Source organism: Paenibacillus sp. JJ1722, assembly GCF_048282685.1.
In the GTDB taxonomy this organism is placed as follows: Bacteria; Bacillota; Bacilli; order Paenibacillales; family Paenibacillaceae; genus Paenibacillus; species Paenibacillus polymyxa_B.
Genome location: NZ_CP182500.1, coordinates 162019 through 184431 on the forward strand (window position 1 = coordinate 162019; position 22413 = coordinate 184431).

General features: G+C 43.2%; 15 protein-coding genes and 1 other RNA gene. 15 read left to right on the forward strand and 1 reads right to left on the reverse strand.

Features of this window, described 5'->3' with window-relative positions:
• From gpmI to ACM1ND_RS00780, 15 genes are all read left to right on the forward strand, one after another.
• Complete coding sequence (gene gpmI / locus ACM1ND_RS00710; protein ID WP_028541876.1) at positions 1-1545, forward strand: 2,3-bisphosphoglycerate-independent phosphoglycerate mutase; 1545 nt, start codon at positions 1-3, stop codon at positions 1543-1545.
• A gap of 63 nt (positions 1546-1608) precedes the next feature.
• Complete coding sequence (gene eno, locus ACM1ND_RS00715; RefSeq protein WP_013308266.1) at positions 1609-2895, forward strand: phosphopyruvate hydratase; 1287 nt, start codon at positions 1609-1611, stop codon at positions 2893-2895.
• Positions 2896-3234: 339 nt separating this feature from the next.
• The gene (gene secG, locus ACM1ND_RS00720) at positions 3235-3468 is read left to right on the forward strand and encodes a preprotein translocase subunit SecG (RefSeq protein ID WP_013308268.1); all 234 of its coding nucleotides are present in this window, start codon (positions 3235-3237) and stop codon (positions 3466-3468) included.
• Positions 3469-3656: 188 nt separating this feature from the next.
• Entirely contained in the window at positions 3657-6281 is a 2625-nt protein-coding gene (gene rnr / locus ACM1ND_RS00725) for a ribonuclease R (protein WP_028541877.1), read from the forward strand.
• A gap of 278 nt (positions 6282-6559) precedes the next feature.
• The gene (gene smpB / locus ACM1ND_RS00730; protein ID WP_013308270.1) at positions 6560-7039 is read left to right on the forward strand and encodes an SsrA-binding protein SmpB; all 480 of its coding nucleotides are present in this window, start codon (positions 6560-6562) and stop codon (positions 7037-7039) included.
• Between the two features lie 250 nt (positions 7040-7289).
• Positions 7290-7654, forward strand: a transfer-messenger RNA (tmRNA) gene (ssrA, locus tag ACM1ND_RS00735).
• 40 nt (positions 7655-7694) lie between these two features.
• Positions 7695-8414 (forward strand): hypothetical protein, encoded by a 720-nt coding sequence (locus tag ACM1ND_RS00740; protein ID WP_143757182.1) that lies wholly within the window; start codon positions 7695-7697, stop codon positions 8412-8414.
• Positions 8415-9263: 849 nt separating this feature from the next.
• A complete protein-coding gene (locus ACM1ND_RS00745; protein ID WP_071559502.1) occupies positions 9264-12374 on the forward strand; it encodes a DNA/RNA non-specific endonuclease in 3111 nt (1036 codons plus the stop codon).
• A 13-nt stretch (positions 12375-12387) separates the two neighbouring features.
• On the forward strand, positions 12388-12858 hold the full coding sequence (locus ACM1ND_RS00750; protein WP_071559501.1) for a DUF600 domain-containing protein: 471 nt from the start codon (positions 12388-12390) through the stop codon (positions 12856-12858).
• A 530-nt stretch (positions 12859-13388) separates the two neighbouring features.
• Complete coding sequence (locus ACM1ND_RS00755; protein ID WP_233903871.1) at positions 13389-13502, forward strand: immunity protein YezG family protein; 114 nt, start codon at positions 13389-13391, stop codon at positions 13500-13502.
• Between the two features lie 225 nt (positions 13503-13727).
• Entirely contained in the window at positions 13728-16784 is a 3057-nt protein-coding gene (locus ACM1ND_RS00760) for a BPTD_3080 family restriction endonuclease (RefSeq protein WP_071559500.1), read from the forward strand.
• A 14-nt stretch (positions 16785-16798) separates the two neighbouring features.
• Positions 16799-19594, forward strand: coding sequence for a site-specific DNA-methyltransferase (locus ACM1ND_RS00765; RefSeq protein ID WP_071559499.1), 2796 nt, complete (start codon positions 16799-16801; stop codon positions 19592-19594).
• A 380-nt stretch (positions 19595-19974) separates the two neighbouring features.
• Complete coding sequence (locus ACM1ND_RS00770) at positions 19975-20202, forward strand: DUF896 domain-containing protein (protein WP_028541879.1); 228 nt, start codon at positions 19975-19977, stop codon at positions 20200-20202.
• Between the two features lie 67 nt (positions 20203-20269).
• Positions 20270-20668 (forward strand): DoxX family protein, encoded by a 399-nt coding sequence (locus ACM1ND_RS00775; protein ID WP_071559498.1) that lies wholly within the window; start codon positions 20270-20272, stop codon positions 20666-20668.
• Between the two features lie 74 nt (positions 20669-20742).
• On the forward strand, positions 20743-21693 hold the full coding sequence (locus ACM1ND_RS00780) for a ring-cleaving dioxygenase (RefSeq protein ID WP_418026920.1): 951 nt from the start codon (positions 20743-20745) through the stop codon (positions 21691-21693).
• Between the two features lie 237 nt (positions 21694-21930).
• On the opposite strand, the gene ACM1ND_RS00785 is transcribed toward ACM1ND_RS00780, so the two are convergent.
• Complete coding sequence (locus ACM1ND_RS00785) at positions 21931-22278, reverse strand: winged helix-turn-helix transcriptional regulator (RefSeq protein WP_034094951.1); 348 nt, start codon at positions 22276-22278, stop codon at positions 21931-21933.
• Between the last annotated feature and the right edge of the window lie 135 nt (positions 22279-22413).

The window sequence follows — 22413 nt, forward strand, 5'->3', positions numbered from 1 at the left end:
ATGACAGCACCAAAACCGGTAGCTTTAATTATTATGGACGGGTTCGGATTGCGTGACACCGTAGAAGGTAATGCGGTTGCGCAGGCCAACAAACCGAATTACGACCGGTATTTACAACAGTATCCTCATACAACGCTGACGGCTTCTGGCGAAGCAGTGGGTCTGCCTGAAGGACAAATGGGTAACTCCGAAGTAGGTCACTTGAACATCGGCGCAGGCCGAATTGTATATCAAGACTTGACTCGTATTTCGAAGTCCATTCGTGACGGTGAGTTCTACGACAATGAAACACTGGTTAAAGCAGTGCAACATGCTAAGAAGAACAACACGAAACTTCACCTGTACGGACTGTTGTCTGACGGTGGCGTGCATAGCCATATCAGCCATCTGTTCGCTATGCTGGACTTGGCGAAAAAAGAAGGCTTAACTGAAGTGTACATTCATGCTTTCATGGATGGACGCGACGTTATGCCTGACAGCGGCGTAGGCTTCATGCAGCAACTGATCGCCAAAATTCAAGAAGTGGGCGTAGGCAAAATTGCGACTGTACAAGGACGCTATTATGCTATGGACCGCGACAAACGTTGGGAACGTGTGGAGAAATCTTACCGTGCAATCGTATACGGAGAAGGCCCTCAATACACAGATCCAATGGAAGCATTGAAAGAATCGTATGAAAAATCAGTGTTCGACGAATTTGTGGAGCCAACGGTTATTGTGAAGGCTGACGGAAGTCCTGTAGGGCTGGTCGAAAGCAATGACTCTGTTATCTTCCTCAATTTCCGTCCTGACCGTGCGATTCAACTGTCTCAGGTATTTACAAACGCGGACTTCCGTGGTTTTGACCGTGGCCCGAAATTGCCTAAAGATTTGCACTTTGTTTGCCTGACGTTGTTCAGCGAAACGGTTGAAGGCTTTGTAGCTTACGAACCGAAAAACCTGGATAACACGTTTGGTGAAGTGTTGGTTCAAAACAACAAAAAGCAATTGCGTATTGCTGAGACTGAAAAATATCCGCACGTTACTTTCTTTTTCAGTGGCGGACGTGATGTGGAGCTTCCTGGCGAAACTCGTATTTTGATCAACTCGCCTAAAGTGGCTACATATGACTTGCAGCCGGAAATGAGTGCGTATGAAGTAGCGGATGCTGCTGTTAAGGAAATCGAAGCCGACAAGCATGATGCGATTATCCTGAACTTTGCCAATCCGGATATGGTTGGACACTCCGGTATGCTGGAGCCAACGATTAAGGCGGTAGAGACGACGGATGAATGTGTTGGACGTGTTGTAGATGCGGTTAAAGCCAAAGGCGGCGTGGTTATTATCATTGCTGACCATGGTAACGCGGATATGGAAATTGATGAGCAGGGACGTCCGTTCACAGCTCACACAACTAATCCGGTTCCGTTCATTTTGACTGACGAAAATATCGTTTTGCGTGAGCATGGAATACTGGCTGACGTAGCTCCAACGCTTCTGGATTTGATGCAACTTCCGCAACCTGCGGAAATGACAGGAAAATCTATGATTGCATCCCGCAAGTAAGCTTGATTTAATAAGTATAGGCTTGACCAATAAATCATGATTCACAAAGGAGATTAAGTACAAATGACTATTATTTCTGACGTGTACGCTCGCGAAGTCCTCGACTCCCGTGGTAACCCAACGGTTGAAGTTGAAGTATATCTGGAATCCGGTGCTATCGGTAGTGCTATCGTTCCTTCCGGTGCCTCCACAGGCGCTCACGAAGCTGTAGAGCTTCGTGATAACGATAAATCCCGTTACCTGGGTAAAGGCGTTCTGCAAGCTGTTAAAAACGTGAACGAAATTATTGCTCCTGAAGTAATCGGCTTGGATGCTGTGAACCAAGTAGAAATCGACACGCTGATGATCAAATTGGATGGTACACATAACAAAGGTAAATTGGGTGCAAACGCAATTCTGGCTGTATCCATGGCTGTAGCTCGCGCTGCTGCTGAAGCTCTGGGCTTGCCACTGTACACTTACCTGGGCGGATTCAATGCTAAACAATTGCCAGTGCCAATGATGAACATCGTTAACGGTGGCGCTCATGCCGACAATAACGTTGACGTACAAGAGTTCATGGTTCTGCCTGTAGGCGCTCCTACATTCAAAGAAGCTCTGCGTGTAGGCGCAGAAATCTTCCACAACCTGAAATCCGTACTGAACTCCAAAGGTTTGAACACAGCTGTTGGTGATGAAGGTGGTTTTGCTCCTAACTTCAAATCTAACGAAGAAGCTCTGTCCACTATTATCGAAGCGATCGAAAAAGCTGGTTACAAACCAGGCGTTGACGTATTCCTCGGTATGGACGTTGCCTCCACTGAGTTCTTCAAAGATGGAAAATACACTTTGGAAGGCGAAGGCAAATCCTTCACTTCTGCTGAGTTCGTTGACCTGCTTGCTTCTTGGGTTGATAAATACCCAATCATCACTATTGAAGATGGTTGCTCCGAAGATGACTGGGAAGGTTGGAAATTGCTCACTGAAAAATTGGGCAACAAAATCCAATTGGTTGGTGACGACCTGTTCGTAACAAACACAGAGCGTCTGGCTAAAGGTATCGATGAAAACATCGGTAACTCCATCCTGATCAAAGTAAACCAAATCGGTACGCTGACTGAAACTTTCGATGCTATCGAATTGGCTAAACGCGCAGGATACACAGCTGTTATCTCTCACCGTTCCGGTGAATCCGAAGACAGCACAATCGCTGATATCGCTGTTGCAACAAATGCAGGCCAAATTAAAACAGGTGCTCCTTCCCGTACTGACCGTATTGCGAAGTACAACCAATTGCTCCGCATTGAGGATCAACTGGGTGAACTGGCTCAATACCACGGCCTGAAATCTTTCTACAACCTGAAAAAATAATATTGCGCAAAAATGCTGATGGCGCCTCTGACTCATGGTTCATGATCACGAAGTCTGAACGCTCAAAGCTTTTACGCATTAAAAAACAGACCTACTCGCCACCGCGGGCAGGTCTGTTTTTTTGTTATTATGGATGTGTATGAGAATACATAACTTTGCAAAGGCTTAATGGCTGAGTGACTTGTATAACTGTTGTTATCTACTGGAAGCTGTGGTAGAATAAAAATAGTGTTTTGCGTTAATTTCCGGCTATTTATAACATGATATGTACATGTTTTCATAAAAGAGGCTGTGTTGTTTTGCAAAACAGATGTATAAGCTCAGGAGGTGGGATTTTTCATGGAAATCTTTTTGAAAGTGCTGCTCGTTGTGTTCTCGATTGCTGTTATTGCGGTTGTTTTACTGCAAAAGGGGAAAAGCGCAGGTTTGTCCGGTGCCATCTCTGGCGGTGCTGAGCATCTGTTCGGCAAAACAAAAGCTCGCGGTATGGATTTGATTTTACAACGTGCAACTGCTGTTTTGGGTGCGGGTTTTATGATCGTTTCTGTTTTAGTTGCATTTTTTGCAAAATAAGATAAATATGTACCTTAAGCCTTCGTTTCGCGGGAAACGGGGGCTTTTTTTAGATTTTGGACAGGCAGGGATGCCGTCGATTAAATTCGTGTATACTAGGGTATGAGTATATTAAGAGCCTTGTATCAGGAACAAGGACATGCGGATTTATTACTGAAAATTAAAGGTCACCCGAGGTGGACAATATTATGATAACAGAGCAACAACTACTCGATTTTATGCGCGAGACTGCATACAAACCCATGACTTACCAGGAGCTGGAGCAGCACTTTGATATTAAGGATGCGGAGGATTTCCGTGAATTTCTTAAGCTCTTGAATTCCTTGGAGGAAGAGGGGAAAATCCTGCTGACCAGCACAAACCGTTATGGCGTGCCGGAACGGATGGATTTGCAGCGTGGGCGTTTGCAGGCTCATGCCAAGGGATTTGCCTTTCTGATTCCAGAGGACCGGGAGCACCCGGATGTATATATTCATGCGAACGACTTAAAAAGTGCGATGAATGGAGATACGGTACTGGTAAGAGTGTCCTCGAAGGGACCTGCGGGCGGTCGATTAGAAGGTGAAGTTGTACGGATCGTGAAGCGTGCAGTGCTTCAAGTAGTAGGCGTGTTTCAGAGCCACGAAGCATATGGTTTCGTTCTGCCGGATGATAAGCGTATTAACCGGGATATTTTCATTCCAAAAACAAGCTTCAATGGAGCCGTAAACGGTCAAAAGGTCGTTGTGCGTATTGTGAGCTATCCAGAAGGACGAGCAGCGGCGGAAGGCGAAGTGTTGGAAGTTTTGGGTCATAAGGATGATCCGGGCGTCGACATTTTGTCAGTTATTCGCAAGCATCAGCTTCCGGAAGCTTTTCCAGATGAAGTTACAGAGGAAGCGGAGAATGCTCCCGACGCGATTACGGAAGAAGAGATTGTACGTCAGGGACGGCGCGATTTGCGTGATAAGATCATTGTTACCATTGATGGTGAGGATGCTAAAGACCTGGATGATGCTGTAAATGTAGAGCGCTTGCCGAACGGGAACTACCGTCTGGGCGTTCATATTGCCGACGTAGGGTATTATGTGCGTGAGAACTCTAAGCTGGATCAGGAGGCATATAACCGCGGTTGTAGCGTGTATTTGGTTGACCGTGTCATTCCTATGCTTCCACATCGACTTTCGAACGGAATATGTTCTTTGAATCCACAGGTGGATCGACTGACTTTATCCTGTGAGATGGAATTCAATGAGCATATGAAGGTTGTAAAGCATGATATTTTCACCAGTGTGATTAAAACGAAGGAACGGATGACGTACACTAACGTTCGCAAAATCCTCGAAGAGGAAGATGCTGAACTGATGGAACGGTACAAGGATCTCGTTGATGTATTCGGCACGATGAAGGAATTGGCATTGAAGCTGCGTGCTAATCGAATGCGCCGAGGTGCGGTTGATTTTGACTTTGATGAAGCTAAAGTGATTGTGGATAATGAAGGAAAAGCTGTAGATATTGTGAAGAGAGAACGTACGATAGCTGAACAAATTATTGAAGAGTTTATGTTGGCGGCCAATGAAACGGTAGCCGAACATTTCCATTGGCTCAAAGTACCTTTCTTGTACCGGATTCATGAGGACCCAGATCCGGAGAAGCTGCAAAACTTTATGGCTTTCGCGGCTAATTTTGGGCATCAGATCAAAGGTAGAGGAAATTCCATTCATCCGCGTGCACTGCAAACGTTGCTGGAAGATATTCAGGGTACGAAGGAGCAAACCGTGCTTAGCACGATGATGCTGCGTTCGATGAAGCAGGCAAAGTATGATGCGGAAACGACAGGACATTTTGGGCTAGCAGCGGAGTATTACTCTCATTTTACATCGCCGATTCGTCGTTACCCTGACTTGGTGATTCACCGTGTCATTCGTGAGGTATTGGAGAACGGCGGGGCTTTAACAGCCGAGCGTCAGGAATATTTGACTGCACGTATGCCTGATATTGCGCAGCAATCTTCCGAGCGTGAACGTGTGGCTGTGGATGCAGAACGTGATACAGAGCAGATGAAAAAGGCTGAATACATGCTGGACAAGGTCGGCGAGGAGTTCGAAGGCATCATCAGCAGTGTAACCAGCTTTGGGATGTTCATTGAGCTGGACAATACAGTGGAGGGTCTGACGCGTCTGAGTGCGCTTACGGACGACTATTACCACTTTGACGAGCAGCATATGGCTTTGATTGGCGAACGCACCTCCAAGGTGTTCCGCATTGGGGATGAGGTTAAGGTTCGCGTCGCGCGTGTGAACATGGAAGATTACACAATTGACTTTGAACTTGTCGATATGAAGCAACGGCAACGCCGTGAACGGACGGGCGGTTCAGGACAGGGCGGAGGTTTTGCGCGTGGCGGTGAGGGCCGAGGTAAAGGCAAACCCCATGAAGGGCGCGAACGTAAGGGTGGTAAAGACAAGGCTGGCAGGGAGCGTAAAGGCGGTCGTGATGCTGCCGGGAAGCCTAAAGAAGCCGGTTCAGGCGTAGGTGGCGGAGGTATTAGCACCGCAGGTCGTTCAGGGCGCGGCGGTGGAAACGGAGCTGGAGCCGGCTCAGCTAGCAGCTTCGGCTTTGGCAGTGGCAAGGGCGGGTATAACTCGCCAGCATCCGGGGCAAGCAAGCGACGGAAGAAGACGTCTGCCAGCGGTATTTTCATCGGTGGGGCAGCTACACCAGGTAGTGATGCCAGACCAAACGGTGAAGGCGCAGCACGTCGCAAGCGGAAGAATAAGGGCGGAAGTGGCGGCAATAGCACCGCGGGCTTTGTGCGGAAAAAGAAGAAGTAGGTAGCTAGAGCTTACTTGCTTTGAAGGTTGGAGCTTTCATTGCAGTGAATGAAGCTGATTTGAAGATAGGTATACGAGCGGTTTCTGTCTGCTGTAATGGATGGAAGCCGCTTGCTTTAAGTGTGATATAACTGCAATTAGAAATGTAGAAGGCTTGACCTTTCTTGCTTTTACCATCTGAAATTTGTTACAATATATTTCTAGGTGGCTCCTTTGTAGCCGGATTTTGATACCTGGATTTCAAGAGTGAATTACGTTATTCATAAGGAGTGGTATTCATGGGTAAGAAGGCAGACGGGAAAGTGCTCGCCCAGAACAAAAAAGCTTCCCATGACTATTTTATTGAGGACACTTACGAGGCGGGCATGGTGCTAACGGGAACAGAAATTAAGTCTCTACGGAATGGTCGCTCTAATATAAGTGATGCATTTGCTACGATCCGTAATGGCGAAATTCATATTCACAATATGCATATCAGTCCCTTTGAGCAAGGCAATCGTAATAATCCTACCGATCCGACGCGTACACGTAAGCTGCTGTTGCATAAAGAGCAGATTCGCAAGCTTATCGGTCTGTCCAAACAGGAAGGCTACACGATTGTTCCGTTAAAGATATATGTTCGCAATGGTTATGCCAAGCTTTTGCTCGGACTGGGCAGAGGTAAGAAGCAGTATGATAAACGTGATGCTGCCGCTAAACGCGATGCACAGCGTGATATCCAACGCGCTTTGCGTGAGAAGCAGAAAATTGCGAGATAAGTTGTTGTATTATTGGTTATGGTACAAATTACGTGGAGAAGTTACTTGTTCCTGTAATGGTGCTATTTTATAAGGCTTAAATGGCTTCATTTCGTTCCGTAATGAGCTGTAATATGGTATACTAACGAAGTAGTCAGTTTTAAAGCTTTTAACTTTGTTCGAGTGTTGAATCTTAGAATTCAGCTTTTGATATTATGCATGCTTATGCTCCGGTATTTCCGGATTTATCCGTGGAGCCCTTTTATAATAAGGGGGCGTTTATGGATTCGACGGGGATAGTTCGAGCATGGGTAGCGGGTAGTGGGGACGCGTCCGCTTCATCAACGCTAAAGCCTATTAAACGGCAAACAACAAAACAACTACGCTTTCGCAGCCTAAGAAACTGTGTGCGTGCTTCTACCCAGCATCGTCCATGTGACTGGGATAGGGGCTAACAAATAGTGGAATACGCTGTCTCATCTCCGCCTGCGGTGAGCTGAAGAAGATAATCAGGCTGACCCGAAGGGAATCCGGTGACAGGGAGTTTCTAGGGTGACATCAAAACTGTCACTACACCCGTAGAAGCTTATGTGTCGTTATCTTCGGACAGGGGTTCGACTCCCCTCGCCTCCATTGCTATCTTTAAAAAAGACACCATTAAGGTGTCTTTTTTTGTATGCAAATCTATTATTCTGGTGAAACTAATTACTATAATATTAGATTTGGAGTGAGGATAATGACCTTAATGACTACTGAAAAGGAAAAACAATTTCAGATTGCGGATTACAAGAATTTAATTGAAAAACTAATCAAGAGGGGATCTTTGTTTACTTTATTCAAATTTCAAACTGAAATGATACGAGAGTTAACTGCTGATGATCCAGACTTCACACAAAATAGAATTGTTGATTTTCTAATAATATTAAAGGAGGTAACTGATGATTGCTTAACATGCACAAAATGCCATCAACCATATAATTTTAGGATCTGCACTGGGCTAAGTTATGAAAAAGATAATGCAATTGAGCTAACTTGTAATGGGTGTGGTGATTGTTTTACTCATTCGGAGAGGAGAAGTCATGTAACATATTTTAATTTCGAAGCTTGGAGAGAAGTAGACAATTTAAGGAAAAGGTCTAGAGGATTCACGATAAGTTATCGACTTAGTTATTCACCTAAGAAGGCACTTCTTTATATATACGATAATAAAGAGATACGTCCTGAATTATGGATTAATGGCTACCAAATCTTTGAAGCGGAAGAAGTGAAGAGTTACTGGGACTACTCAAAAGGGTTAATAAAACAATGGAAAAAGGATGAGGAACTACAATCAGCGTGTATTCAAATTGAGAATGCAAAGATCTACACACTGGATGAAGTTTCAAAGGGTGATTAAATTAGTTTGGAGTTGGCGAAAGAAGTAGTAGTTTTTTACAGGAATTTAGTTTAGTTTGGTGATTGGAGAGTTTCAAGTGAGGTGCTGTTTTTACACAAGGTTTCGTTCTCTCGCTTTACATCAAGGTACTTAAAGCCACCAACCAGTGTCTGGTTGGTGGCTTTTTATATGGCTTTAATAATTGAGATGAAGAGATTTTACAATTGGTTTTTTACTACAGGCGTACATAGAAATATCAATGCCAATTCAGGAGGAACACATTGATTTTGGTACCACTTATAGTTAGGTCTTGATGGTTTGCCTTCCATCCACTGTCTGGAAACCAGTTATTAATCCAGCGATTTCACGTTGGACCGATTTCTTCAGAAGACCCAAAATGAACTGTCACTGCATATAACCCTTCCGTGATGATGTACTCCTGTAAATCGTATGTGTTATCAAAATCAGAATCTACAGTTATTACTGCGTACGATATTTTGTCCTTCGGTAGTATTTTGGGTGAATGGTCAGGAAATACAGACATCCTCTCTTTTGCGTGTGGATATAGCTCATGTTAAGGAAAATAAGGCTTCACCGATAACAGGAGCCTTTCAAAGTAATAATATCTATTTTCTTTTAGGTGGAAGATGGTTTTGGGGTTTCATATATTCATTCGTTAGCATATTAATTCAAAATAACAGATCGGATGGGGCTTTCTGTAAACAAAATCACTAATCTATCCGATACATACATAAGAATGTTTTGCTGTTAAAAATAACCTCTTAAACTCAGGATCTGAATGGTGTGGTAGCTATACACAAGGTAGAGGGCGAACGTGCCTTGTGCCGCTGGAAAGGAGATATGAAGTATTTGGACGTACTGCAAAACGGAATAGGGTATGAAAGTCTACGCTTATACGGTCCTTTTCAACCTCAGCATATGGAACAATTGCGAATTACCAGGGCCGTTAACGATCATGCATACCTGTATGTGAGCGGCATGCTGTCGGAAGAACAGGGAGCGGCGTGTATTGGACAGGACATGGAGCAGGAACCGATTGTCATACGTCAGCTAGATGAGCAAGGACAGTCGCTTAGACGTTTATTTCATGGGTTGGTTACATGCATGTCTGTGCAATGCATAAGGGGGGTATACACTTTTGAACTGGAGGCGGCCTCGCATTCCTATCAAATGGATATCAAGACGAAAAGGCGCTCCTATCAGGATATTCACCGTACCTATGATGATCTGGTCACTACAATGATTCGGAAGTACATGTATGGAGATGCGATTGATACGGTGACCAATTATGCTAAATTAGGTACTTTTGTTTTACAATATGAAGAAACCGACTGGGCCTTTTTAAAGCGCCTTGTCTCTCGCTTTGGTTCGGTACTTGTGCCGGAGATTACGGCTGCATCACCTAAGGTTTTCTTTGGAATGCCAGAAGGCAAACAGTATAAGGTGGAACGAGATGTATTTTATAGGGTACGAAAAACGTTTCATGAGTTAGATACAGGAAAACCAGGGGAACGTGATGGCGCTTATGTCACCTACACGATTGAAAATCTGCAATACTATGCGCTGGGTGATTTGATTACGTTACCCATCGGACAAGGCAAAGAGCTGGTCGTTGTGAGGGCAGTTACAGAGTTAAAGGACGGTTTACTCCAAACTCGTTATGATCTCCAAACCGAACAGGATATTCACTATGCTCGGTATGAAAATGATCAAGCTATCGGGATTTCACTCACGGGAACGGTGTTGAAGGTACAACAGGATTTCGTACAACTTCAACTGGAAATTGATCCGAAGCAAGACCCAGCTAAAGCCTGTTGGTTTCCCGTAGCTACCCGTTATGTTGCGGAAGAACATAGCGGCTGGTACGACATGCCTGAAGTTGGGGAACAAGTGGAGCTGTATTTACCTACACACTGTGAACAGGAAGCCTATGTGACCGATTCCTTGCGACAGCATCGCCACGCCAATGGACAGCCAGATATGAAGGCATGGAAACACGTACAAGGTAGCGGCATAGAAATGTCTGAGCAAGAGCTGATCCTGTCCACTTCCGATGGGTTTTCGATTACACTACATGAGGATACGGGTATCACCGTCAACAGTCCGGGGAATGTACAGATTCAGGGCAATCAAGTGAAGCTGGATGCAGGCCAGGAGCTATCACTGGAGGCTGGAAACGCACTATACTTAAAAGGCGGAGCCAGCAGTATGGTGCTAGATGGTGAGACGGACACGAAAGCCCCAGTGATTTATCAGGAAGGTACGGTGAAAGCTCCTGTTTTCGTAGCTGACCTCCCTCCTGTACCCGAGCCGCCGTTGATGAATATTAAGGCGTATGAGGCAGCGCAATCGGCAGCAGCTAACGCTTCTTCCAGAAGTACAACTTCTACTCCTACGGCAAAGGTTACAAGTCCAGCGGCGCTTCAACAGGCTAACGCATTGCTGGGTACAGTATCCAAGCTATTAGGCTCCATTCCAGCAGTCGGGAAAGTAGCCAACGTGATGTTGAATACATCGGGTGGAATAGCAGGTAAAGTGGCGGCAACGGTTTTACAAGTATCCGCAGCAATCCCTGTCCGGAGCAAAGGAACGCCTACCTTGGGAGCGTCTAAAGAAGCAGGTGTCCATCCGTTAAAACATTTGGCAGGTTTGGCGCTTCAAGGATTGATTAGTCAGTACGAGCATGAGCAAGCGAAACAAGCCTATTATAGCAAGTGGATTTTAGGCAAAGTATATACGAGTGCACGTCATGTGGCCCATTCCGGTGGTCCTCTAGAGCTCGTTCAAAACTTGCTGAAAGAATCGAATGCTATGGCTCATGCCTATCAGCAAATTCCCGCCGAGTTGAGACAACGCTGGAGGGCGAACTACGACAGTTACATGGCTCAACAGCCGAAGCCGAAGCAAGAAGAAGAACCCCAGTCGTGGTGGGATCTTATGGCGGCAGTCCAGCTCCAGAATGCGGAAAATGAAGCCATTATGGCGAAGCAGATGGCGAACGAGTTGGAGTATGCCGCAGATGTGAGTGGAGAAGTTGTATTAGGAGCAGCAGCAGCAGTTGTAGAAGATTATTCGTTTGGACTAATGAATAAGGAATACGCCTCAGATCATCCGATGGCGCGTAAAACAGGTGAAGTGATCGGACATTCCTTGACAACTGTAGCCGGAGCCGTAGAAACGGTTGGTGCTGTGACAGAAGGATTCTTAGGTGGTTTGGTAACAGCTTCAGGAGTAGGGGCACCTGTAGGCGTCCTTGCTATGGCACAATCTGTCGTTTTGGGAGCACATGGGACGGCGGTAACGTATACCGGAGCATCCAATAGTGTGAAAAGTACTAAGGATCTTTATCGAATGTTTGAAAGCGAGGGGCCAAGTCCTAATAGCTCAACGCCGTCTAAACCTTCAAGTGCAAAGTCAGGTAAGAGCGAAGGAACACCTGGCTCACAGAAACCGAGGAAACCAAACGAGAATCCGTTCGGAACTAAGGGGATGGATAAAGCTCCTAATAAGACTTCTTCCGATAATCCATTTGATGATGCAGGGAAACTTAAACCGAATGTGAAGTATAAAGCTGGTGAGCACCAATATGATTATGAAACAGATCATCTGGGGAGAATTGATAAGTTTAGTACAGATGATTTAAAATTAACTACAAGAGAAGAACGTTTACCACATAATCCGAAAACGCCAGGCAAAGAGCCAGGCGACCATGCGGGTCATTTAGCAGGAGATAGATTTGGTGGTTCACCAGATCTGGACAATTTGGTTTCACAGTCTAGTAATATAAATTTAAGCCAATACAAAAAAATAGAGAACCAGTGGGCTAAAGCCTTGAAAAATGGAAAACAGGTGAAAGTCGACGCAGAAGTTAAATATGAGGGGGATAGTTTGCGACCCTCCAAATTTAATGTACAGTATGAAATAGATGGTGAAGTTTTCGTCAAGAATTTATTGAATTGAAAAGGAGATTATTATGACTAAAGTTTTTGAAGATAGTTTTAGTGAATTACAAGCAGACATGGTTTCAATTTGTATGGAATATGTTAGAGATAAAGCTGAAAAAATCTTTATATATTGTTCATTTGAAGAAAGAGTTATTTCAAACGATTTTTTTTATTGTATCAACGGGAAAGTTGTTAAGAAGCATAAGCTTAATGATGCAATAGATGCTATTACAGAAAATATGGAATATAATACTTCTGTAGAGCGTCAAAAGGGTGTTATGAATATTATTAATGATGATATCGAAAAAATATACAAGTTATGTAATGAATACAAAAGAGAAATGCCTACAGAGATTAAATTAGTTTATGATGTAAGGGTAAATAGTCTGAAAGCAGAGTATAAATATGATTTAGTATATTCCAATGATCCAGTTAAAACTGCTGATGACATTGCTATGGAGTGGTTTGAACAGATCGAAGCGGATTTTAACAATAAATAAACTCTTAATGTATATATTTCACCTGGGTGTGCTAGAAATTTTGTGTAAATCAGTTTACAATCACAATAACAAGATGTTACAGACAGTATGACCAACAAACTAAACACTAAGAATCTTGGTAAACACACTTGATAAGCTTTAAAAGGTTCATTCCAACTTGAACGATTAAGAGGAATGGACCTTTTTTGCATGTTTAAATATAAGGGTGAAGCAAACAAGGACGGAACTTTATATGAATAAGCATGAGGGAATATTTGGTTAGGAAGACGTTATAAGAAAAGTAGATTCTGTGGATAGGACGGGCACTATTCAAGGAATCCGGTAGCCTTGACGATCTTGTCCCTATGAATGGGTCTAAATAAGGGCGAGTGGAAGAAGTACAGGTAAAGATAAAACCTATATACAATGGCGATTTGCAAAGACTTGTAGGTTTTGAAATAAAATACTCAATAGATAGTGTTGTGCAAAAAAAATGTTGATTTAAAATGAACCCATATATTTATTAAATTGGAATATTGAAAATTGCGGAGTTGTATCAGGACATTGCAATAACAGTTATTGAAATAATCCCAGAAGAGTGGAGTAAAGTATTCATTTACGCAGAAGTTCAAGAAGATGTGGGCAAATCCAGTTTTTGTTCTTGAATAGCATCCATAAAGTGAGATTTATGTTACTGTCATACTAATTATACGATTCTTCGTTTGAGCTTTCTGATAATAACCTCCAACTTTGTATCCAAAGTGGCTCTTCGGAGTTATAATATTTTTAGATAGTTTATTTTAATTTTAGAGAGCGCATTAGATTATCAAAGCCACAGGATCTTGTTAAAAACTAAAACTTTCATGTAATTATCAGGAGAGAAGTATAAAATGGTTAATCAATTTTTTCAGAAGCCCATACTTAATTCACCATATGAATATCCCCTACGGTATTGGGAGCTAGATGAACAGGGTCAACCGACTCATCAAATCATTGAGAGGAGACGTCCTGCTAAGTTCATTACACCAATTCCTAAACCTAGAAAACTTAAGGGGTCGGTTGAACAAACACAATTAATTTTTGATGAAGGTAAAGGTCTATCAAATGAAGAGCAACAATACGACCCTACTTCAATTATCAATTCAATAAGGCGCCATGTGGATCAGTGGCGAAATAGGCCCAATCCTAACGATTGGCAAGTCACACCTGAGACTGCTCGGCTACTTCAGCACTGGCGAAATCATAAATTCAGTAATAAAAGGCCGTTTTTTTGTCAGGTGGAAGCGGTTGAAACAGCCATTTGGTTAATAGAAGTTGCCCCAAAGCTGGGGAAAATGGGAAAGGAATTTCTCGATCATTTGGTTAATGCTAGTAATGAAGCGAACCCGGATTTAATAAGACTTGCTCTTAAACTCGCAACAGGGGCAGGTAAGACTACTGTTATGGCAATGCTAATTGCTTGGCAAACAATTAATGCCGCTCGTCGGCCTACAAGTAAAAACTTTACACGTGGATTTTTGATTGTAGCGCCAGGGTTGACCATCCGGGATCGGCTCAGAGTACTTCAACCAAACGATCCCGATAGCTATTATAAAAGCCGCGAACTTGTACCTAATGACATGCTCGCAGTTCTCGAACGTGCCAAGATTGTCATAACCAATTACCATGTTTTCAAGCTCCGCGAACGAGTTGAGCTATCGAAAGGTGGTCGCGCACTCCTTAAAGGACGGGGGTGTGATTTGGATACCTTAGAAACTGAGGGACAGATGCTTCAGCGTGTAATGCCGGAACTTATGGGCATGAAGAATATTATGATCCTCAACGACGAAGCGCATCACTGTTATCGAGAAAAAAGGAATTCAGATACCCAAGATAGCTTGTCTGCAGAAGAGAGACAAGAAGCTGAGAAAAATAACGAGGCTGCTCGGTTATGGATTTCTGGTCTCGAAACGGTCAATCGAAAGATTGGTATAAATCGAGTTATTGACTTATCAGCAACGCCCTTTTTTCTCAATGGGTCTGGATATGTTGAGGGTTCCTTGTTTCCCTGGACTGTAAGCGACTTTTCGCTTATGGATGCCATCGAATGTGGCATTGTCAAATTACCGCGCGTTCCCGTAGCTGATAACGTACCTGGCGGTGAAATGCCTAAATTCCGTAATCTATGGGAGCACATTCGTACTCGAATGCCAAAAAGAGGACGTGGTAAGACAAATTCACTCGACCCGCTTAGCCTGCCTATTGAATTACTTACTGCGTTAGAAGCTTTGTATGGTCACTATGAGAAGACTTTTGAACTTTGGAGGTCTAGTGGCATTAATGTGCCACCTTGCTTTATTGTAGTTTGCAATAATACTTCAACTTCTAAGTTAGTTTATGATTATATTTCTGGATTCCACAGACAGAATGATAATGGCTCTACGATAATTGAAAATGGACGCTTGAAGCTATTTCGCAACTTCGATGAACTGGGTAATCCACTTGGCCGTCCACGTACTCTTTTAATAGATAGTGAACAACTTGAGTCTGGCAATGCTTTAGATAAAGACTTTCGTAATATGGCTGAAGATGAGATCCAACGTTTTCGCAGGGAAATTATTGAGCGAACAGGAGATCGTCGAGGAGCTGAGATCCTTTCAGATCAGGAATTACTACGTGAAGTAATGAATACTGTTGGTAGAAAAGGGCGTCTAGGTGAATCGATTCGCTGTGTAGTATCGGTTTCCATGCTCACTGAAGGCTGGGATGCAAATACCGTTACACATGTTTTGGGTGTGCGTGCTTTTGGTACTCAGCTTTTATGTGAGCAGGTCATTGGACGTGCTTTGCGGCGACAATCCTATGATTTAAATGAAGAGGGCCTCTTTAATGTAGAGTATGCTGATGTACTAGGTATCCCGTTTGATTTTACTGCTAAGCCAGTTATAGCACCTCCACAGCCCCCCCGCGAAACGATCTTTGTTAAAGCGGTTCGCCCGGAACGGGATTACCTCGAAATAAGGTTCCCCCGGGTCGAAGGATATCGAGTGGAGCTTCCAGAAGAAAAACTTACAGCAATGTTTGATGCTGAATCCATACTTGAACTGACCCCTGACATCGTTGGTCCTTCAATTACTAAAAATGCTGGTATCATTGGTGAAGACGTCGATCTTAGTTTAGGACATTTGGAAGAGGTTCGTCGCTCTACACTTCTTTTTCATATTACAAAACGCTTACTCTACACGAAATGGCGTGATCATGGGGAGGCACCGAAACTTCATTTGTTTGGGCAACTCAAGCAGATTACTAAACAATGGCTTGATACTTGCCTAGTTTGTAAAGGTGGTACTTATCCAGCCTTGTTAATGTACCAAGAGTTAGCGGATATGGCTTGTAATCGTATTACTGCTGGTATTACCAAATCATTGGTTGGAGAGAGGCCTATAAAGGTTGTGCTAGACGCCTACAATCCTAGCGGATCTACGATACATGTAAATTTTAATACCTCCAAAACAAATCGTTGGGAGGCTGATGCAAGAAAAAGTCATATAAATTGGATTGTTTTGGACAGTGACTGGGAGGCTGAGTTTTGTCGCGTTGTCGAGTCACACCCTAGGGTTAAGTCGTATGTTAAAAATCATAATTTAGGGTTAGAAGTTCCATACCGCTATGGTTCGGAACAAAGGAAGTATATTCCTGACTTTGTAGTTCTCGTTGATGATGGACGTGGGGAGGGTGACCTGCTACATTTGGTGATTGAGATTAAAGGCTACCGACGTGAAGATGCTAAGGAAAAGAAAATTGCAATGGACACTTATTGGATTCCTGGAGTTAATAACCTTGGCAGGTATGGGCGTTGGTCCTTTGCTGAGTTTACTCAGGTTTATGAGATTGAGTCTGACTTCCATGCAAAATTACAAGCTGAATTTAATAAATTGATTATCTCAGCCACTGGTCAGATGTTGTAAAGGAGAAGCGTTAATTGGACAAATATACAATAAAGAAGACAGTTGGAATTCTTAAACACGATGATGCGACCCGCAAAAATATTCCCACAGTAGAGTACCAATCAGTGATGGCTAAGGAAGAGCAAGACCCTATACGTGTTTCCTACAATCGTCGAAATCATGACCTCGACCCACAATTAGTGTGGCGTGGAAAAGATAGCCAAGATTGGTCGGATCTAGTGGTTCAAGCGCCGCCTCTCTATATTCAAGAGAAAGTACATCCCAAGGTTCTGATCGATGACCTGCAACGACGTATCGATGATGGTGAAACAGTCGATAATTTGCAGCTCGATCTATTTGAAGATTTTAATGGTTTACTAAATGATAATGCCAAGACTGAGTTCTACCAGCATGATGCTAGTTGGACTAATCGGTTGATACTTGGTGATAGTCTCCAAGTTATGGCTTCACTTACAGAACGTGAAGGCTTGCGTGGTAAAGTTCAATGTGTATACATTGATCCACCATACGGTATTAAGTTCAATTCAAACTTTCAGTGGTCTACTACTAGTCGGGATGTAAAAGACGGGAATGTTAATCACATTACTCGTGAGCCAGAACAAGTTAAGGCCTTTCGTGATACTTGGCGAGATGGGATTCATTCTTATTTAACGTATTTAAGAGATAGATTAACAGCAGCACGAGATTTATTGAGTGATACTGGTTGTGTTGTTCTTCAAATTGGTGATGAGAACGTTCATAGGGCACGGGTGCTACTTGATGAGGTTTTTGGGGATAGTAATTTTGTTTGTCTCATTACTGTCAAGAAGACCCATCATCAAGAATCAAACTACGTTCCCTCAGTATCCGACTACTTAATTGTATATGCTAAGTCTAAATCGCAACTTAAATATCGCCCTATTCGTCCTACAAAGTCTCTCGATGGGATTGACTTTTCAAAGTTTAATAAGACTCTCGACTCTGAGCTCCGTGTGCACCCGATACCAAAGGAGTGGAAGTTAGACCCAGGGTTGATCCCGATAGATCGTATACCAATTCGAACAGATATTACTTTGACACAGGATGGTGATTCTCAAAATTCTCAGGTACCTTGGAGTATATTCTCTAATGAGTATTACCCAGGTAAGGGGCGTCACTGGAGAACCCATGAGGAGGGTCGGCGACGTCTATCCTACGCTGGCCGGGTTTCCAGAGGTACGACAAGACCTTTCTATATTGAACCATGGAACGATAAACCTGCTGCGCCGAACAATAATATCTGGACTAAGAATCTTGCAGGTGCACAGCATAAGGTCTATGTTGTTCAAACTAATGTAAGAATTGTTGAACAAGTGCTCTTGACGTTTAGTGATCCTGGTGATCTCGTCCTTGATCCAACATGTGGCTCGGGTACAACTGCTTATGTTGCGGAACAGTGGGGACGTCGTTGGATTACGATTGACACTTCACGGGTGGCCCTTGCTTTAGCACGTGCTAGGATAATGGGGGCTACATATCCCTACTATTTACTGGCTGATAGTAAAGAAGGACAAATTAAGGAGGCAGAGTTAACTCGCACCACTCCATCTGAGGAACCAACTCGTAATGATATTCGTTATGGTTTTGTCTATGATAGAGTACCACATATAACACTAAAATCTATTGCTAACAACTCAGAAATAGACATTATTTGGGGAAAATTTAAAGTGATTCTAGAACCATTGCGGATAAGCTTAAACCAAGAAATTGGATGTGAATTTGAAGAATGGGAGATTCCGCGAGATCCTGACGAGAAATGGTCCGATTATATAAAGGAACTACATGCTCAGTGGTGGAAACATCGTATTGACCGACAAAAAGAAATTGATGCTTCTATCGCAGCGAAAGCAGACTTTGAGTATCTTTATAATAAACCGTTTGAAGACAATAAGAAGGTTCGTGTAGCTGGGCCTTTTACTGTTGAGAGCCTCCTACCGCACCGTGTCTTGGCAGTGGATGAAAATGACGAGTTGATTGAAGGCATTACGGAATCAAAGGAAGGTTATGCTGAGGAACAGGACTTCATCATGATGATTCTTGAAAACCTACGTACTGCGGGTGTGCAACAGTCGAACAAAGAAGATAAGATAAATTTCTCCTCCGTTATGCCTTGGCCTGGGAAACTGATTTGTGCCGAAGGGCGTTATACTGAGGAATATGAGGAAGTGGCTATAGAGAAACGCTCTGCAATCTTTATTGGTCCAGAGTTTGGGACTGTTTCAAGGCCTGATCTTGTTGCTGCTGCTCGTGAGGCAGTTGATGCAGGTTTCGATGTACTTATTGCTTGTGCTTTTAATTATGATGCTCATTCTTCGGAGTTTGACAAGATTGGACGCTTACCGGTGCTCAAAGCGCGTATGAATGCTGACTTGCATATGGCTGATGAACTGAAGAACAATGGAGCGGGTAACTTGTTCGTAATCTTTGGAGAGCCTGATATAGATCTCATAAATAATGAGACTGGGAAAATTCAGTTAAAGATCAACGGAGTTGATGTCTTTCACCCAAGTACAGGCGAAGTACGTAGCGACGGTGCGGAAGGAATAGCTTGTTGGTTCATTGATACTGATTACAATGAAGAGAGTTTTTTCGTACGTCATGCATATTTTCTGGGCGCAGATGATCCGTATAAGTCCTTAAGAACTACGCTTAAGGCGGAAATTAACGCTGAGGCTTGGGCAACGCTGAATAGTGATACTTCAAGACCATTCAACAAACCCAAGAGTGGGCGCATCGCTGTTAAGGTAATCAACCATCTTGGCGACGAGGTGATGAAAGTCTTTCGTTTGTAACAGATGAAAGAATTCACAGGGTAATTTGGCTTGGTTTTATGCCACCTACCCAAACATCCTCAACATCACCACCCGCCGAATTGTGGATTTGCCGTGCCACGGTTCGCCTCCATTTAAGTAAGACAAGAAAGCCATCAGCCAGTGATTCTGGTTGGTGGCTTTTTATTATGGCTCTAGTAATTGACTTGAAGAGGTTTTACACAACTTGTAGCTTAAAGGTATCTCTAAGTGTTCCTGCTGCTTTTTCTCCGTAAGCAACCCAAGCATTGATTTTCTTTTCGAAAAAGTATTGACACGGATAAAAAAGTATTATATCTTTATATCAAGATAAATAAATTAAAGATAAACAACCGGAAAATTTTGAATAGGGAGGTATACACATGATCACCATTTTAGAAAGAATTAATCAGCTCGCAAAAAAAGCAAAAGAAGTTGGGTTGACTGAAATTGAAAAAACGGAACAAACGGATCTTCGCAAAGAATACCTTCAAATCTTTCGGGGTTCTGTACAAAGCCTTCTCTTGAATGCTACGATTTATGATCCGAATGGAGACGATGTTACGCCTGAGAAACTAAAAAAAGAACAGGCTCAAATCGCTAAACGATGAATTTAATTTTATCTAATATCTCTAATTTAATAATCTTTAAGTAAATATAATATGGAGGGTGATTTTTATGTTGGCAAGTGGATTGTTAATGATACGTTTGGTGGTTGGATTGTTATTGGTGGGGCACGGAGCACAGAAGCTTTTTGGTTGGTTTGGCGGCTATGGTCCAAAGGGTACGGGCGGTTGGATGGAATCGATTGGCATTAAGCCCGGAGTATTCATGGCAGTGTCTGCTGGGTTGATGGAATTGTTGGGAGGAGCTCTATTTGCTTTAGGACTATTCACTCCACTGGCTGCATTGTTGATTACGGTGACTATGCTCGGAGCAATTTTCAAAGTACATGGCCCAAACGGGATCTGGGCAACAGCTAATGGCTATGAATATCCGCTAGTTCTTATTGCAGTCGCAATTGGTATTGCGTTGACAGGAGCAGGTTCATATTCTATCGATGCATTACTTAGATAAAACATGATGTTTAGGTCATTAAAAGCCATTAACAACAAAAAATAAAGGTTCCTACGATTAAAGGAGGGTTTCATATGTCACTGCAAACTACAGGTATCCATCATATTACAGCTTTTGCCGGTAACCCGCAGGAAAATGTCGACTTCTATGCCGGCGTCCTGGGGCTTCGGTTAGTGAAGAAAACAATCAACTTCGATGCTCCTGAGGTTTACCACTTGTACTTTGGTAACGAGGCAGGAAGTCCTGGAACGATTATTACTTTTTTTCCTGCACCAGGAACTCCCAAAGGGCGAATCGGAGGTGGCCAGGTGGGTATAACCTCGTATGTGGTCCCACCAGGTTCACTTGATTTTTGGCGGCATCGTTTAGAAAGCTTTGATATTCAAGTTACGAAAACGAGCCGTTTTTCTGAACAATATCTTCAATTCGAGGATAATGAGGGCTTACGACTTGAGCTTGTTGAACGTGAAGCGGGAGCGAATAGTACTTGGTCTTACGGTGGCATTTCGGCTGATCAAGCAATTAAGGGGTTTGGAGGTGCTGTGCTATTTAGCGTTAACCCACAGAAAACGATGGATGCATTGGAGACCATACTCGGATTTACAAAAACCGATGAAGACGCCGAATATGCCCGTTACCAGGCTGTAGGAGAAATCGGCAACATCGTAGATGTTCCGCTCGCCAAAATGGGTTTAGGATTTGGTGGAGCAGGCACGGTACATCACATTGCGTGGCGTGCAAAAGATTTCGAACAACATGAAGAATGGAGAAGCGCAGTCCAGCATTATGGCTATCAGCCGACTCCAATCATAGACCGCCAATATTTTAATGCGATATATTTCAGAGAAGCGGGCGGCATCCTATTTGAAATTGCTACAGATCCACCGGGATTTGCTAATAATGAACCTGTTGAATCTTTGGGGCAGAAATTAATGCTGCCAGAGTGGTATGAACCGCAGCGGGCTCAAATTGAGGCGAATCTGCATCCTATTGAAGTGAGAACATTAACTGGAAAACAACAGTAAGCGAAACGGTAGCTGTTTTGCCCCAGTGGAAAAGGTGAAGCCACGTTGATGGGAACTGCCAGGTTTAGAAAAACGGTACATGACTGAATATAAACATGACAAGATGAATATCAACAGGATTAAACCCACTTTGACAAAATTGGTCATAGTGGGTTTTCATTATGCACTTGGTATGGACTTATAACATAGGGATGAAAGTCTGATCACGCTAGGCAAGAAGGGATGTATATTTAATCGCTATTTTTCAACGCATCTAATTTTCGAGTGCTCCAGATGAACCTCCCCCCAATCATACATACTGCGCAATATGGGGACGAAATTTGCTCCGTGAGCTGTTAGCGAGTATTCTACCCGGGGAGGAATCTCTCTGAATATTTCACGATGCACAAATCCGTCTTCTTCTAATTCTCTTAGTTGCTTGGTTAACATCGCTTGTGTGATATCAGGAAAGGCGCGTTTAATTTCACCGAATCTTCGGGTACCACGGGACAGAAACCATAAAATCACTATTTTCCATTTGCCGCCAATGATTTTCTGAACCTTTGTTAAGGGGCAATCTGTAAAATAATTCAGATTTTCACTCATTTGTGCCATCTCCTTATCGTTTGTATTCCAGAAAGTCCTATGAAATCAATTAGTATGATTTTTGATAGTATATACTATAAATATGCCTACTTGTTGTTTCGATACCATTGGCTTAACATTACATTAGCATTAAAG